The sequence below is a fragment of the Fodinibius roseus genome (assembly GCF_900129315.1).
In the GTDB taxonomy this organism is placed as follows: domain Bacteria; phylum Bacteroidota; class Rhodothermia; order Balneolales; family Balneolaceae; genus Fodinibius; species Fodinibius roseus.
Genome location: NZ_FQUS01000004.1, coordinates 181,465 through 197,912 on the forward strand (window position 1 = coordinate 181,465; position 16,448 = coordinate 197,912).

15 protein-coding genes are annotated in these 16,448 nt (G+C 48.9%); 7 read left to right on the forward strand and 8 right to left on the reverse strand.

Annotated elements, in window-relative coordinates; genetic code table 11:
• Positions 1 to 53: 53 nt before the first annotated feature.
• The 4 genes from BUB16_RS05270 to BUB16_RS05285 form a co-directional block, all read right to left on the reverse strand.
• Positions 54 to 1,187: a GNAT family N-acetyltransferase gene (locus tag BUB16_RS05270; protein ID WP_084088047.1), complete on the reverse strand. Its 1,134-nt coding sequence runs from the start codon at positions 1,185 to 1,187 to the stop codon at positions 54 to 56.
• Positions 1,188 to 1,190: 3 nt separating this feature from the next.
• Positions 1,191 to 2,435, reverse strand: coding sequence for an aminotransferase class I/II-fold pyridoxal phosphate-dependent enzyme (locus BUB16_RS05275; protein ID WP_073060307.1), 1,245 nt, complete (start codon positions 2,433 to 2,435; stop codon positions 1,191 to 1,193).
• Between the two features lie 94 nt (positions 2,436 to 2,529).
• The gene (locus tag BUB16_RS05280) at positions 2,530 to 3,657 is read right to left on the reverse strand and encodes a glycosyltransferase family 4 protein (RefSeq protein ID WP_244545641.1); all 1,128 of its coding nucleotides are present in this window, start codon (positions 3,655 to 3,657) and stop codon (positions 2,530 to 2,532) included.
• Positions 3,658 to 3,667: 10 nt separating this feature from the next.
• A complete protein-coding gene (locus tag BUB16_RS05285; RefSeq protein ID WP_073060309.1) occupies positions 3,668 to 4,822 on the reverse strand; it encodes a glycosyltransferase family 4 protein in 1,155 nt (384 codons plus the stop codon).
• Between the two features lie 102 nt (positions 4,823 to 4,924).
• On the opposite strand from BUB16_RS05285, the gene BUB16_RS05290 reads away from it, so the two are divergent.
• The 7 genes from BUB16_RS05290 to rpsU all read left to right on the forward strand — a co-directional run bounded on the left by BUB16_RS05290 (position 4,925) and on the right by rpsU (position 11,941).
• Positions 4,925 to 5,899 (forward strand): NAD-dependent epimerase/dehydratase family protein, encoded by a 975-nt coding sequence (locus tag BUB16_RS05290; RefSeq protein WP_073060312.1) that lies wholly within the window; start codon positions 4,925 to 4,927, stop codon positions 5,897 to 5,899.
• Between the two features lie 6 nt (positions 5,900 to 5,905).
• Positions 5,906 to 7,471 (forward strand): putative Ig domain-containing protein, encoded by a 1,566-nt coding sequence (locus BUB16_RS05295; RefSeq protein ID WP_073060315.1) that lies wholly within the window; start codon positions 5,906 to 5,908, stop codon positions 7,469 to 7,471.
• 26 nt (positions 7,472 to 7,497) lie between these two features.
• Positions 7,498 to 8,595 (forward strand): A/G-specific adenine glycosylase, encoded by a 1,098-nt coding sequence (gene mutY / locus BUB16_RS05300; protein ID WP_244545642.1) that lies wholly within the window; start codon positions 7,498 to 7,500, stop codon positions 8,593 to 8,595.
• Between the two features lie 274 nt (positions 8,596 to 8,869).
• Positions 8,870 to 9,712: a TIGR02757 family protein gene (locus BUB16_RS05305; protein WP_073060321.1), complete on the forward strand. Its 843-nt coding sequence runs from the start codon at positions 8,870 to 8,872 to the stop codon at positions 9,710 to 9,712.
• 303 nt (positions 9,713 to 10,015) lie between these two features.
• Positions 10,016 to 10,717 (forward strand): hypothetical protein, encoded by a 702-nt coding sequence (locus BUB16_RS05310; RefSeq protein ID WP_139240196.1) that lies wholly within the window; start codon positions 10,016 to 10,018, stop codon positions 10,715 to 10,717.
• A 161-nt stretch (positions 10,718 to 10,878) separates the two neighbouring features.
• Complete coding sequence (locus BUB16_RS05315; protein WP_073060327.1) at positions 10,879 to 11,487, forward strand: hypothetical protein; 609 nt, start codon at positions 10,879 to 10,881, stop codon at positions 11,485 to 11,487.
• 256 nt (positions 11,488 to 11,743) lie between these two features.
• Entirely contained in the window at positions 11,744 to 11,941 is a 198-nt protein-coding gene (gene rpsU, locus BUB16_RS05320; RefSeq protein ID WP_073060331.1) for a 30S ribosomal protein S21, read from the forward strand.
• Positions 11,942 to 11,967: 26 nt separating this feature from the next.
• Here rpsU and radA read toward each other — a convergent pair whose 3' ends face one another.
• The 4 genes from radA to BUB16_RS21395 all read right to left on the reverse strand — a co-directional run bounded on the left by radA (position 11,968) and on the right by BUB16_RS21395 (position 16,251).
• Positions 11,968 to 13,341 carry a DNA repair protein RadA gene (gene radA / locus BUB16_RS05325; protein WP_073060333.1) on the reverse strand — a complete coding sequence of 458 codons (1,374 nt, stop codon included), beginning with the start codon at positions 13,339 to 13,341 and terminating at the stop codon, positions 11,968 to 11,970.
• A gap of 2 nt (positions 13,342 to 13,343) precedes the next feature.
• Entirely contained in the window at positions 13,344 to 14,435 is a 1,092-nt protein-coding gene (locus BUB16_RS05330) for a lysylphosphatidylglycerol synthase transmembrane domain-containing protein (protein ID WP_244545643.1), read from the reverse strand.
• 317 nt (positions 14,436 to 14,752) lie between these two features.
• Complete coding sequence (locus BUB16_RS05335; RefSeq protein ID WP_073060335.1) at positions 14,753 to 15,829, reverse strand: class I fructose-bisphosphate aldolase; 1,077 nt, start codon at positions 15,827 to 15,829, stop codon at positions 14,753 to 14,755.
• Between the two features lie 266 nt (positions 15,830 to 16,095).
• Positions 16,096 to 16,251, reverse strand: coding sequence for a hypothetical protein (locus BUB16_RS21395; protein ID WP_170864290.1), 156 nt, complete (start codon positions 16,249 to 16,251; stop codon positions 16,096 to 16,098).
• Positions 16,252 to 16,448 lie beyond the last annotated feature (197 nt).

Here is a 16,448-nt window from a genome sequence, read left to right on the forward strand (position 1 = left end):
ACTATGACAGGCGGAATACAGCGTTGACTTTTCACGTTCACATCCTGCAGTTACTATAGCTCTTTGCTGTACATCCGGTAGGTTTTTTCGATTTTAGCACCGATTTTTTCCGCAACACGGATCATCCCGGTATTTGACTCTAAAACCCAGCTCAACTCTGATGATTTATATCCTTCCTGCTTGCCGTTGATAATCGTCTCTTTATGGAGTAGAGCATCTATCCCCCTGCCCTGGTATTCCGGAATCACCCCCATCAGGGCCGTACGAATCTGGTTAATATTGCGGCGATGCCACAGCAACTTGAAAATACCCGTCGGAAAAAGCGTACCATCCATATGCCTGAGTGCCTGGTTCAGATCCGGCAGAGCAATAGAAAAAGCGACCGGCTCTCCCTTTATTTCCGCAATGTGTGCAACTTTCGGATCCAGAATAAGCTTTAAATCCTTGGCCAGATCTTCAAGCTCACTTTTCGTTATTGGAATAAAGCCCCAGTTACCCGCCCAGGCCTTATTAAAAATACGGCGGACAATCTTAACCTCTTCGTCGAGGTTTTTAAGATCCACTTCCCTGATCTGCAGCATCGGCAGGCGCCGGCGGACAACCTCCTCAGCCCGGTACATGCGGTCCAGGGAGACCGTTGCCTGGGTCACTCGAAACGCATACATATCCATAGCTTTTTCATATCCGGCGTTTCTGATGAGTTCATCGTAGTAAGGCTTGTGATACGGCATCATAATGCTGGGATAGTACTCAAAGCCATCAACCAAAATGCCGATCTCGTCCATCATACTGGGATTTGACGGGCCCAGCACATCGCTGTGCCCGCGCTCTCGCAGCCAGTCGGAAGCTACCTTCAGCAGTAGATTGGCGACCGACTGGTCGTTTATACATTCAAAAAAACCGAAAAAGCCGGTATTATTATTGTGATGTTCGTTGTAACGATGGTCCCTGATAGCAGCTATGCGACCACATATGTTGTCATCCCGTTCGACCAGAAACATGGCGATTTCACCATTTTCATAGAAAGGATTTTTTTCCTCATCAATCAGCTTTTTTTGCTCCATCTTAAGCGGAGCAACCCAGTGCTCATCGCCGGCGTAGTGCCGGTAGGGAAACTCGAGAAACTGCTTACGCTGTTCGTCCGTCGAAACAAGCGTAATTTTGTGTGTGCGCTGAGAAACTTTCACGATCTATTGGGTTTCCAGCAATGACTGACCATTCCGGTCGATGATTCCCTGGTTAATGCCCACTTTACGGAAAGCGTCTAATATGCGATCAAGATGTTCATTGGTATGTGTGGCCATATAGCTGGTCCGCAACAGCGACATACCCTGGGGCACCGCGGGGGGTACCACGGCGTTAACATAAACCCCCGATTCGAGCAGCTCTCTCCAGAATTTAAAGCACTCTTCCATCTCACCAATAACAATAGGAATAATGGGGGTTTCACTGTTCCACACATTAAATCCCATGGCCCGCAGCTCCCTGCGCATATAATCCGATATTTCTCTCAGCCGGTCCAGCCGCCAGGTTTCTTCTTTTAATATTTCAAGGGCCTTCAAAACGGTAGCGACATTGGCCGGCGGCATGGAGGCGCTGAAAATATGAGCCGGTGAATTATGCCGGATATACTCGATCACTTCCTTGTCCCCCACCAAAAAGCCTCCCAGCGAAGCAAACGACTTTGAAAATGTTCCGCTGATCAAATCGATGTCATCCATCATATCAAAAGTCGAGGCGGAGCCGCGCCCCCCTTCGCCAATGACTCCGATAGCATGGGCGTCGTCCAGGTAAAGACGGGCCCCAAATTTTTCTTTCAGTCGAACCAGTTCGGGTACTTTGGCAATCGTACCGGACATAGAGAATACGCCGTCGCTTACAATAATCTTGCCCGCCTGTTTATCCGCCCGTTTCATCAATTTCTCAAGCTGCTCCATGTCATTATGTCGAAAACGCATGGTTTTAGCATTTGAGATAAGCGTACCGGTAACAATACAGGCATGGTTGTCTTTATCCGAAAAAATAATATCCTTACGGCCCGCAATGGTTTGGATCGCTCCCTCATTGGTTTGATAACCGGTACTAAAGAGCACACACGCGTCTTTGCGCATAAAGTCGGCCAGCTTTTCCTCCAGCTCAATATGTAAGTCAAGGGTACCATTCAGATAGCGGGATCCGGTACATCCCGTCCCATATACTTTGATGACATCCCGTGCCGCCTCTATAACCCTGGGATCATTCGTCAGGCCAAGGTAATTGTTCGAACCGGCCATAATTACATCCTGGCCGTCAATCTGAACTATAGTCCCGTCAGTAGCCTGTAAAGGCTTGAAGTAAGGATACAAACCCTCTGATTTTATCTCCTCAGCTTTGGTAAAATTGTATGCTTTGGTGAATATGTCGTTTGTTTTGAGGTCTGACCTGGAATTAGCCATTCGTTCCTGCTTTCGACTTTTATATGAGTGCTTATCGTTGCAAATATACTTCCATATTATTCATCAATCAAATTATGAATAATATTATGTTATTTTATCGGGATCGGTTGACCACAACGTGCAAGTATTTTACATACTGATCAGCAACATAGTTCCAATTAAATTGTTTTCGTACGTGATTTCTCGCTTGTTCGGATAAATCCTTCAGTTCTCCCCCGTTTAATAAAGCATGAACCGTATCTGCAAATTGTTTGGCGTCCAGGGTGGGCACGCGATAGCCGTTTTTACCCTGGGTTATCACATCCCTGATGCCCTCGAGATCGGCCGCAACAGCCGGCGTTCGTGCCATATTCGCTTCCAACAATACAATGCCGAAACCCTCCATATCCCCCTCAACCGGAATGTTCGGCATCACGAACAGGTCGGCTGCCGCATAGGCCTGTTTCAAGACTTGATCAGGCTGGCGTCCCAGCAAAAAAATGCGATTGCTATACGGCACCTCCCCGGTGGCCTCGCTAATGCTGTCGTATTCGGGTCCGTCACCTACGGTAACGTAGACCACCTGGTCGCTGAGCCGGGGCATGACCTCCCGGATAAACCACTCATGTCCTTTCCGTTCGACTTTCCGTCCCACCGTAAGAAGCATAAATTTTTCATCCAGCGGAATACGAAAATTCTTCTGCAGCCGGTTTCGCGATTCCTGCTTACCGGGAAACTGGCCGAGCCGGCTCAAGTCAAACCCGTTAGGCAGGGCCACCCCTTTGCCGGGAGCCATGCCCCGCTTGATACACTCTTCCCGTGTTGCCTGGGAAACGGAAATCACTCCGTCAAGCCGTTTAAAAATTTTGGGGATAAACCACTGGTAGATCCCGACCGGCAGCGTTACATCCCTCCCATGGTTGATCGTAACCAAGGGCACTGAAATACGGCTCCTCAGAAAATAGGCCAGGCTGGCTGTTACCATAGAGGAAAACAGGACAATATCCGCCTCATTCTCCCGTACTTTATGCGGAAGTTCCATCAGTTGCCTGAATAAAAAAAGGGCTGCTTTGGCAACGATTTTTCCTCTACCGGATACGTTGACGGTCTCTTTAAAAACAGTGACAGATTCTTTCTGCTCCAGCTCTCGAATCAACTGCTGACTTACCCGCTGCATTCCCCCCACATTGTCGAGTATGTCGCCTTCCTGCGGATGGCTGTGTGATACGTATAATATGCGCACAATTATGATCCTAAAATTTGAGTTGAGGCCGCGGCTCTTGTAATGCTTCCCGGTAATTTTCAAGCAGCTTTCTGTTCACATTATCCCAGGAGTATGCCAGGGCCTTTTGACGCGCCGCCCTGCTCATCTCTTGCCAGACCGTTTCATTATCGGCAATCCTGGCAACGCACCGGGCAAATTCCTGTGTATCCCGGGGAGCAGCCAGGTAGCCGTTTACACCCGACTCAACCAGCGACCGGCTTCCTGTAGCATCCGCCACCACGCAAGGCAGTCCACTGGACATCGCCTCGAGTGTAACATTGCCAAATGTTTCCGTTTCTGAGGGAAAAAGAAAAACGTCGCTGCTCGCATACGCCCGGCTGAGCTCTTCACCGGTAATAAAGCCGGTAAAATGAGCTTCCGGCAGCATATGCTCCAGCTCTTTTTTAGCCGGTCCGTCCCCCACCACCATCGCTCTCATATCCGGATTCTCCTGTTGCAATATTTTTATCGTATCTACGAAGGTTTGGAGGTTTTTCTCCCATACCAGTCGTGAGACAAAACTTACGATGGTATCCGAATCTTCATACCCTATGGAGCGGCGCCAATCCATGTCACGATGTTTGGGATTAAAATCATCCGTATTGACCCCGCGCTCCCAGATCCGGATCCCTTCATCAATCCCCTCCTCGTTTAATTCAGTAGCCATGGAAGGCGAGGGCACATAAATATGCTTGCACTGGCTGTAAAACCACTGCAGGTATTTCCATCCCAGCATCTCCAGCATTCCCAGGTTATAGTATTTCAGGTAGCTGGTAAAATGCGTGTGATAGGAAGCTACGATCTGAATATTATTCGCCTGAGCCCATCGCATCGCCCGGAAACCGAGCACGTCGGGGGTGGCCAGGTGGACAAGTGTGGGCTCGAAGGCCCGCAGCTTTTTCTGAGCCGACTCCGGAAAGCCTACCGTAACACGGTACTCCGACCGGCCGGGCATCGGGGCCGAAGGGACCGGCACAAACTCTCCTTCATGATCGATGGCCGGATCATCCACGGTGGGACCAAAGACCAGGACGGGGACGTTCTGCGACTCTAAATAAGCCACCAGCCGATTCAGAGTGAGCGATACCCCGTCCTGTATGTGATTATAATTTCCGGTAAATATGGCAACACGAAGCTCATTCATAAATTTTCCAATGCATCATTGAGATTTGTATCTTTGCAGCTGAACCCATCCGTTTTATTTGGGTTAACAAAGTTAACTTAGTCACCAAATATACAAAATTTGATGAAAGCCTTCGTAACCGGCGGCACAGGTTTTATTGGAAGTCATCTGGTGGATGCCCTGCTGGATCACAGCGCCTATTCGGAGATACGGTGCCTCATCCGCAGTAACCGAAAATGGCTAAAGGGTAAAAACATCACGGCTGTTATGGGGGACCTGGATGAGCTTTCCGCACTGAGAGATGCTGTTCGGGATACGGATATTATTTTTCATATAGCGGGACGCGTGATGGCGCCGACCTACCGGGAGCTTGAGCACGCCAACGTTGAGGCTACGGAAAATATTATCCGGGTGGCTCAAAAAGCGGGCGTTCCCAAAATAATTGTGCTTTCATCCCTGGCGGCAGTAGGTCCCAGCAATGGGCGGCCCGTGACCGAGGAAGACCCCTTGAAACCAGTTAGCATGTACGGGCGATCCAAGAAACAGATGGAACGGCGCATCCACGAAATTGCCCATGGCGACACTTCTATTACCATTTTACGTCCCCCAGCCGTATACGGCCCGCGCGAAGATCAGATCTACTCGTTCTTTAAAATGGTCGACAAGCGTATTTGTCCCATCATCGGCGACGGAGAAAAGCCGGAAATTTCGATGGTTTACGTCGCAGATGTCGTTCAGGGCATCCTGAAAGCCGCCCGGCAGGCAACACCGGGCGTCCACACCTATTTTTTGACAGACGGCACCCCGCATACCTGGAACAAGATACGGGAAACGACCAGCCGGGTGCTGGGCAAAAAAAATATCCCGATCTACCTGAAGCCCGGTCTGGTAAAAAAAATTGCCGGTCTGGTAGAAAAAACGGCATCATTTTTCGGGATATATCCCGTTCTTAACAGCGAGAAGGCAAAGGAAATGATCCTGGAATGGACCTGCTCCAGCGAAAAAGCCCGCAAAGAACTGGGATACACTCCTCAATATACCCTTGAGGAAGGCGTATCACGAACTATTCACTGGTATCAACGACATCACTGGTTATAAGACATTATGAGATATATCAATATCAGAAACTTTTTTACTCTCGTTTTTTTACTGCTGACAACTACACCTACGCTGCACGGACAGCTTAGCCTGGAAAAAGATTACTCCTTCGTCATGAATGTGCCATCGGTCGTCGCAATGGCCAGCTCTCCCGCTCACTTTTATGTACTCTCTGAAACCGAGGGAATGGCCGTTTTTCGTTCCCGGTCCGACTCGCTGCAGTGGTTATATTCATCTACCGGCATGCAGCGCCGTGGCAACCGGGTCATTGCCGATATCCGGTTTGCCTACCTGTTTGGCGAGGGTCCCCGGCTTACGGTACTTGAACCTACTTCCGTGCTTGGCGTATATTCCTCCACGGATCTTCCCGCCCGTCCCCTCGATGTCAAACGAATGGGACAACAACTCTATGTTGCCCTGGGCAACCGGGGCATCGGTACCTTGTCGCTCGAAACTCCGTCAGCCGTGGATTCCGGGATCGACTTTGTTACTACCCCCGACCTGGAGGGACCCGAAATCATCAGCCTGGCGGGCACCGCTCATCGGCTTTTCGCGCTCAGCAGCAACCAGCAACTCTTTCAGCTTGACCGGGATGAGGACACCGTTTCTCTGAGCCGCTCCCTCGAGCTCCCGGAAAACCTTACGGACCTGTTCCTGACCGGGGGGACCCTCTACGGTTCAGACGACGAAGGTAATATATTTGAGATCAGCGGCAATAGTGAGCTTTCTGAACTGGGAAATGTGGGGGAAAGAATAACGGATATCGTGGCATGGGACGACTGGCTTGTTATCAAAGGAACCTCCGACCGGCTCTGGACCTCCTATAAAAGCCGCAGCCCTGAACTCTGGAAGAGGGATGAACAGGCCGGAAACCATATTGCCCTTACCAAGGGTCAGCTTTGGATCAGTGAATACGGACAAATCACTAAAATAAACGCTTCGGAGCCATCAGCTGCTAAAGGGGACGCTTCCGGTACATCACAAAATACCGCAGGGGATTTTACCCTCCGGGAAATTCCCAATTATACCATCCCGCACTCCAAACCGCTGATCTTTCCGATCAGGATTGACGGCGGGGTATCGGCCGGGAATGTCCGGTTCACCTACCAGTCTCCGGATATTCATGACGCCGAAGTGCGGGGACAAAGTTTTTACTGGGAGCCCTCTTCCGATGATGTGGGCTCGCACCGTGTCGAAATTATCGCTTCTACCAGCGACGGTCGCAGCTCGAGCGCCCGTTTTAACATCAATGTACGCTCGTTCAATGCGCCCCCCCGCTTTACACCGGTTCGACCTGTCAGTATTCCCGTCGGAGAACCCTTTTCTCTGCCGTTGAACGCGGTCGACTCGGACGGGATCAACAAAAACCTTATCCGGTATCTGGGGGTAAACCTGCCTAAAGGAGCTACCATTGACGAAGCATCGGGAATAATACAGTGGACTCCCACAGCCCGTCAGGTGGGCGAGAATACTTTCCGGGTTATTGCAACCGATCAGTATGGAGCGGCCTCTTCGGTGGATGTCACGATCAACGTCATTGATAACATAAAACAGGAACAACCCGAAAATTAATTTCAAATTAATCTTTTTTCATTCCATTGAACAACACTGAAATTCAGTCTCGTTTGATCAGCTGGTACGACCGAAACAAGCGCCCCATGCCCTGGCGCGACTGCGGGGACCCTTATAAAATATGGCTCTCGGAAATCATGCTGCAGCAGACCCGTGTTGACCAGGCTACCCCCTATTTCAACCGGTTTATCGATCACTTCCCCACCGTTCATGATTTAGCAGCTGCTGATCAGCAGGAGGTGCTCAAAGTTTGGGAGGGACTCGGTTACTATAGCCGCGCACGAAACCTTCATTCCGCCGCCAAACTCGTCGTCGACCAGTTCGATGGAAAAGTGCCCGACAGCTGGGACGAAATTACCGAACTAAAGGGCGTGGGTCCCTATACCGCCTCCGCTGTCCTGAGCATCGCCTTTCAAAAAAAATACGCCGTGGTGGATGGCAATGTCATCCGCGTGCTCAGCCGCTATTACGGGATTGAGGAGAATGTGCGCGAGACCAAAACCAAAAACAGTATCCAGGAATATGCCGATGAACTCATTCCCGATGAGCGTCCCGGTGATTTCAACCAGGCGGTCATGGAGTTGGGAGCCACCGTCTGCACGCCTTCAAATCCTGAATGCGGGGAATGCCCGCTGCAGCCAGGCTGCGTTGCTTTCAAAACAGTGAAAACGGATCAAATTCCCTACAAATCCAAAAAGAAAAAACGTCCCCACCACCATATCGGCGTCGGGATTATTAAACAGCCGGGTGACGATAAGGTGCTCATTGCCCTGCGTCCCGATGACGCCATGCTCGGGGGACTGTGGGAATTCCCGGGCGGCAAGCAAGAGCCCGGGGAAGAGCTTCCCGAGACCGTTAAGCGAGAACTGCATGAGGAGTTGGGCGTCGAAGTTTCCATCGTCAAACCGTTCATGAAGCTCGATCACGCCTACTCGCATTTTAAGATTACCATGCACGCCTACCTGTGCGAGCTACAAAGCGGCACGCCCAGGCCTCAAAGCAGCCAGGAGGTCAGGTGGATTTCCATTGAAAAACTGGCCGATGTTCCCTTTCCCAAAGCCAATCGCAGGCTCACCGAAAAGCTGATGAACCTTAACAAAGGTCAGCAGGAATTGGAGATATAAGCCGTTTATTCATTGGGAGGACAAGAACAGACGCCAGTGTCCCGTACAGGTCGTCCGACTGCTGCAAATCCATGCCAAATAAATATAAGTCATGTGAATACGATATAAGAAAAAAACCAAAACAATAGATATTTTGCAGTGATAAGCGTCCACGCGGTAGCATCATACTTTCAGGCTGTTTCAAGCCAGGAATCTTGAAACAGCCTGTTTTTACTTTAATCTTTTATTTTGAATTCACATAAAATAGTCAATAATTCATAATTTCAACTAAATCATGCCTCAAGAACTGGCGAAGCGTTCCGAAGAGCAGGTCTTAAAACTCAAACCGTTTCTGGATGAATGGGTGGACCGCGTTGAAACCCCGGCTTACATCGATTCCGACCCGGTTCTTTTCATGCACGCTTTCAGCGACAGGGAAGATCAGCTGTTGGCCGGCTTTTTCGCGGCAATCATGGCATGGGGACGACGGGACGTAGTGATCCGCAAAGTGCGGGACCTGCTGGAACGAATGGACCATCGTCCCACTGACTTCATCACCCGCTTTTCAGATAAAGATGCCGCACGCTTCCGGGGATTCAAGCACCGTACTTTCAAGCCGGTGGATATGGAGTGGCTGACCAGAATACTTCAGTCCATTCTCCACAAGCATGATTCTTTCGAGCATTTTTGGGAAGCTTGTTACAAAAAGGCCAAAGGCAACGACCGCCCGCTGATGTCTGTTTTTCATGAGGATTTTTTCGCCCTTCAGCCCGGCACGCCACGGCGTACCTACAAGCACATATCCAATGCCGATAAAAAGAGCTCCTGCAAGCGGCTCTACCTGTACCTGCGCTGGGCTCTGCGCAAAAAAAGCCCGGTTGACCTGGGAGTGATGAATTTTATGCCCCCCTCCGAACTGATGATCCCCCTTGATGTGCATGTGGCCCGGCAGGCCCGGGCGCTGGGACTGCTCTGCCGCACCTATAACGACTGGTGGTCCGTCGGGGAGCTCACTGAAGCCCTGCGGCTGCTGGATCCCGAAGATCCCGCCAGGTACGATTATGCCCTGTTCGGGCTGGGCGTCGACGAGGAAGGCATACCGGAGGAGTTTCTCCTGAACCCTTCCTTCGCATCATAGCGTACTTTTATAAAAGAAAATCAAGTGAGATATTTCTCCCCCGCCCGCTTTTTTACTTTGAAAGAAACAATACTGTTAACGATTAAAGACAGGAGGAAGTTGCAACCGAAGCATAAAACCCATAGAGAGGATTTCTGCCGCCGGTAACACCGACATTGAGTAAAAGAAACCTTTTGCAAAACCCTCTTATTCGTTTTCCCTTAAGGCTTTTTTGATTGCAAAACAGATTCCTACTATTATAATGAGTTACTTTTTTTATTTTATGGAAAATTATCCTGTTTATTAAATATGATTATTTATCACATGAAGAAAACGGCTACTGTTCTTTCCCTCTGTTTACTGGTTGGCTTGTCATTAAACTCCCATGCCCAAACCACCTACAAAAGCGACTCGGGCTTATTTACCCCCGTTGTAAAATCGCTGTACCTGCGCGGTGGTGTTTTTGAAGATGCTCAGCTTATCGGTCCTGCAGTAGGCTACCGTTTCAACGAAAGGTATGACTTAACTATTCATACTGAGTTTCTCTCCAATGAGTATAAATTTGATAACAACCCAAACCCTAAAACAACCCTGCTTAATCTTGGAGTCATTCTTGGCCGTACGAATTCTCTTTTTGAACAATACTTACTGCGGTCAGAGCTTTCTTTTTATCAAGCTATTATATTCAATACGGAAGCATATAATGATATTTCGGATCCATCTTTGACATCCGGGATAATCTCTTCTTCGCTGTACCGAAAACTTCCGTTATCAGGTTCTATTTCTCTGCTTCCCAATGGTGGAGTGTTTTTAGGGTACGGCAACTATACGGCTCCTTACAGTTCCGCAAATTTACGTCAGGGTTTTGATGGATTTGTAGTTGGTCCTCAATTCGGTTTTGATGTGTCTCTCGAACTGTCGGATTCATTCTACTTGGTAGCCAATCCGGAAATCAATATCCCCTTGAATACTAATGATAATAAGTACGGAAACACATTACTCTTCAACGTTCAGCTAAACTTTTAATCCTATAAACAATATGTGGTTACTGTTTGTTGAATCTCTGTGTCTGCCAAGCACCGACAGTTCATTCGAAAGTGGGTTTGCAGGTCATTTAGATGCACAATTTACGGTACAGAAGACCTCCGACAGTAATGTGCAGGTGTTCACATAATTTTCAAGCTCCCATGCGATATGTAATTTGTTCACTCCTGTTATGTTTTACAACGGGAGTCGCTTCCGCTCAACATGCATTAAAGATAAGTACGAACACCCGGGTAGCCCCGGCTTTCCGGCTCAATCATACAACGCACAGCAATGCCTTTTCAAGCGGATTGAAGCTAAGCGTGTATAGTTTTGATAAAGCGCCCGTAGAATTGGGCCTGTATTATACCAGAGGATACGATTCCTCCGTCGCTTTTTCATACGGAGTTATGCTGGCGTTTATTTTTGACGTATACAAAAGACACCGGTTAAAGCTGGGGGCTGCAAATGGCCGGTTGAAGATGGATCAGTATAAAAATGAGTATAAAGAGGGAGGTATTCAGGAGGACAATCTGCATAAAACATATTTTGCATACCTGGAGTGGGAATGGCTGTTTGCAAAGAGGTTGTCATTGTTCGCCAGAGCCGGATACCGCTTCCTGGAAAGTGAAACGACCACCCTTCATAACGAGAGAATGGAGACAATCCCGGGAACCGGTCGGGAAATTCCGGTGTATGACAGAGAAAAAAACACCCGGTTCTACGGTTCTGGTGTTGAATTCGGGGTGGGACTGAGTGTTACTATTGATTAGGGCCTGTTACTTTTTTTGCAACGTTCATTTTCTGCTGGAACGGCGCCATCCCGGATTTTACTTCCAGGGCAACCTCATACCGGATGTTATTACCGCTTGCCGCGGAATTATTCGTTGCTTTGTCCTCTCGTACTTAACCCCGGCGGCCGGCTTGGATGAAATGATACACAATTTTTCTTTGTTACTGTTATGCACATTTATAAAAAGATCCTTATATTTCGCGTCCCTGAACTGAAAGCAAAACAATAGATAATATATGGTTGGAGTTAAAGTAAAAGATAACGAGAGCATTGATCGAGCGGTAAACCGCTTCAAGAAACTGGTTGCTCGCTCGCGCATTTTAAACGAATACAAAGATCGTCAGCAGTATACAAAGCCCTCGAAAGAACGTCGCGAGGCCCTGAAGAAAAGTATTCGTGAGCAACGCCGTCGAGAGCGCCACCAGTACAAATAAAAAGAGTATTTTTTCGACAAGGCCTTTTAGCTTTTGCTGAAAGGCTTTTTTATGGCCTCCATCATATTGGATGCCTCCATGAGCTGCAGGTCGTAACGCCGCTCGGGAGCACTTGCGCAGGGAATGAGAGCTTTTTCAAAACCGAGTTTCTGTATCTCCCCGAGCCTTTGGTCCACCTTGTTAACGGCACGAATCTCCCCGCCCAATCCCACTTCTCCCAAAAAGGCGATATTGCTGCTGATCGACTTGTCAAGCAGGCTCGATACCAGCGCACAAATCACGCCCAGGTCTGCCGCGGGATCGTTTACCTTCAGTCCCCCCGCAATATTCAGGTACACATCCTGCCCCGAAAACTGGTATCCGCCCCGTTTTTCCAAAACCGCCAACAAAAGCGACAGGCGCCGGTGGTCAAAACCATTGGCCGTGCGCTGGGGCGTGCCGTAATTGCTGGGAGTCGTCAGGGCCTGTACCTCTACCAGCAGGGAACGCGATCCCTCTATGGAACAGATAACAGCGTTACCGCTGACGCTGCTGTCGTAGTCCGATAAAAACAGCTGCGAGGGATTGAGCACATCGACCAAACCCGATTCCTTCATTTCGAAAACACCGACTTCCTGGGCGGGACCAAATCGATTTTTCAGGCTCCGCAGCATGCGATAGTTGTAATTGCTGTCCCCCTCAAACTGCAGCACAGTATCGACCATATGCTCGAGTACCCGGGGACCTGCGATACTGCCCTCCTTGGTAACGTGTCCGATAACAAGCGTGGTAATGTCCTGCTTCTTGGCCAGCTGCTGCAGCAGTGCGGCACACTCCTTGACCTGTTGAATGCTCCCCGCCATGCTCGTAAGCTCAGTGCGGTACACCGTTTGAATAGAATCCACAATCAGGAGGTCGGGATTCATTTTACGGGCCTCCTTTAGAACGTTGTCGATATTTGTATCGGTATAGACATAAAAATTAGCCGAATCCACCCCCAGGCGTTTGGCACGCTGGCGGATCTGTCCAGCCGATTCCTCTCCGGCGCAGTACAATATTCTAAGCTCCGGGTTGGCCTTTCCGATCTGCAGGGTAAGCGTACTTTTCCCGATACCGGGATCACCCCCTATGAGGACGAACGAGCCCGATACAAATCCGCCGCCCAGCACCCGGTCCAGCTCCTGAATATGGCTCATAAACCGGTCTTTCGCATGCGAGGCAATATCTTCCAGCTTCTGAGGCGGCGGCGACTCTTCGAGTCCCTCTACCTTGCCCTTGTGCTCTTTCTCGGAAGCCGGCTTCCGCTCCACTTTAAACTCCTTGAAGGTATGCCAGCTCCCGCAATTCGGGCAGTTTCCCAGCCATTTAGTGGCTGTATGCCCACATTCATCACAGACATACTGCATTCGATCTTTTGCCATAGTTATACCGATTTGGATGATGGAAGGTCACTTTCAACCGCTTCCTCAGGCAGATCCTCGTAATTGTCAACAACAGAACGATTAATATACCAGGTTGTCGCCATCATGCCGAGACCCACGGTGATATAATAACTTATTATGCGCCAGGCAAATACCGCCAGGCCGATAAATGCTTTACGGTCGATAAGCGGCCCCTGAAAAATAGCAAAGAGTCCCTCCACCCCACCACTGCCACCGGGCGTAGGCATGATCAGGAAGGCCAGGTTCATGGCCAGGCTGCGCAGAACAGACAATATAACATCGGCGGGCAGCAAGCTCAGTACCACGATGGTCGGCAATGCAATACGACACAACCAGGACATCGTTGACAGAAGGAAGGTTTTCACCAAAAAGCTGGCAGGCTTTTTACGCAGTTCATGAGAATATTCGACCAGATTATCGGCCTCGGCATTGACTGTTTCCTGCCACTTCCGCAAAAAGGGAAGCTTGAACACCACACTCACTACTTTTTTAATGGCATTGGGATTTTTCAATACGCCGTATGCCATCAAGCCGGCATAGCTTAAGAGTCCGATGTACAAAAGAACCATAGAAGCGTGTCCCACCATACCGGTATTGTCGGGCACCACCTCGTAAAAAAAACCCGCAACAACCAGAATAGGGATTGCCAGAGCAAACCAGAGCTGGTCAAGCAATACGCTATACAGTATGATTGCGGTTGATTGTCCCAGCTTAAACCCTTCTTTGGTCAGAGCATAGGTAGCCATTGGAGCTCCTCCGATGGTAGAAGGTGTTATGGATGACGTAAAATCCCAGCTGAGCATAACCCTGAAAGAGGCAGTCCACCCCAGTTTTTTTTCAGAAAGATAGCGAACCTTGGCCGCCACAAACCAAAGCCTGAGAAAAGAAACCACGACCGCCAGAACAATGCCCGGCAATCGTTTTATCCTCAAATGTTTGAGTACCCCCGGCGTATAGGTATAATAAATAAGGAATCCCATCGTAGCCACACTCAGGGCTATCGATATAAAAAGATATTTCTTGGAGAAATATTTCTTGGGATCTTCCTGTATTTGTTCGTCGCTATTTGCCAAAGGAAACTATTTTAGGACTTGCCGTTAGTCAAACAAACTGATAGGCCAAAATAGACATCACAGTTAAATAATAGAAATACAAATACCGTCGTTCTTCTTATTCATCTGATGAATTAAAAAAAGGCCCTATGGATTGTTCCATAAGGCCATAGCCGGGGCCGGTCTTACAAATTCGTCAGCCGAATAGGCCGGATTCCGAGCTCTTTTTCGCCAAACAGTCCCTCATTCGCCTCAAAAGATCCCAAAAAACCTGACTCAAATGGCCGCCTCTCCTTACGATCTCCTGAGTGCGACAGACACCCAGAATGGCAATACTTCTATGCTACGGTAATATCCTCATCCAGATAGACATCCTGAATAAAGTTAAGCAGTTTGACCCCTTCTTTTAGCGGACGTTGAAAGGCTTTACGGCCGCTAATGAGTCCCATGCCGCCGGCACGCTTATTAATAACCGCTGTTCGAACAGCCTGGGCAAAATCATTTTCTCCGGAACCCCCTCCCGAGTTAATCAGTCCGGCGCGCCCCATATAGCAGTTTGCCACCTGATAACGGGTAAGATCAATGGGATGTTCACTGGCCAGCTTATTGTAGATATCCTCATCAAGCTTTCCATAAGAAGAGTCTCCCATGTTCAGGGCCTTGTAACCACCATTATTCGTCGGCTGCTTCTGCTTGATAATGTCGGCCTGAAGCGTTACCCCCAGGTGGTTAGCCTGACCCGTAAGGTCAGCTGAAGCGTGATAATCCTCTCCGTTCACTTTGAAAGCTGAATTGCGGGTATAGCACCAGAGAATAGTAGCCAGTCCCAGTTCGTGTGCACGCTCAAAAGCGCGGGCGACTTCCTGAATTTGACGGCTGGATTCCTCCGAACCAAAGTAGATCGTAGCTCCCACCGCTGCAGCCCCCATATCGTAGGCACGTTCAATCGAACCGAACATCACCTGGTCGTAGGTATTCGGATAGGTCATCAGCTCATTGTGATTAATCTTAACAATAAAAGGGATTTTATGAGCATACTTTCGAGCTACCGCTCCCAACACTCCGAAGGTGGAAGCAACACCGTTGCATCCACCTTCAATGGCCAATTTGATAATATTCTCGGGATCAAAATAGTCGGGATTGGGTGCAAATGAGGCGCCGGCGGAGTGTTCAACGCCCTGGTCAACCGGTAAAATGGAGGTGTAGCCCGTACCGCCCAGCCGGCCGTGATCCAGCAGCGACTGAAGGTTTCGCAGTACCCGTGGATTCCGATCGGACTGATACCATACATCATCCACGTAAGATGCTGAGGGCAGATGGAGTTTGTCTTTGGATATTGTGTCGCAGTTGTGAGTCAGCAAATCTTCTGCTTCATCACCTAACAGTTCTTCTATGCTTTTGGATGCTAATGCCATGATCCCGTTTTCTAAGAGATTAAATTTATATTATAAATGATTGAAGAGGCTATTATAACAATTTTCGCTATTCATATCATTAGTCAAATAAAGATTCTTTTTGGAAACAGAAGCGCGCCTTTAATAATGAAAACAAGATAAAAAGAATGTAAAATAACCATCTTGCCCGTTATGACAGCGGGAGGACCCGGCGGACGGGTTGGGGCATTGCTCGATTACAGGTTGGTCGGCGTCGCAGAGGATACGGACCGAACGAAAGGCATTTTCTACGCCCCGTGATGCCGGATCGTCAATTCGTCAATCCAGCCGTAAAGCACGCTAAGGAAAATACCTGCCACTCCGCCATATAGAATTGAAAAGGCAAGAGCGTGCTCGCCAACCCACAGAGCTGACACCCCTGTTGAAAATATGATCCATGACAAAATGAAGACTCCGAGACATCGAATAAAGAACGCCATAACAGATCACCTTTCTTTGGTATTTGACAGTTAACCGAAATTAATATTTCATAACGCTATCATATATAAATAACGCGTTGCGCCGCTGGTTTCCAAATAATCTTTCAGTGTCTACAAGACCCAAAAATATTATTTTGGTAAAGGTGCAGGATGAAGCTAAT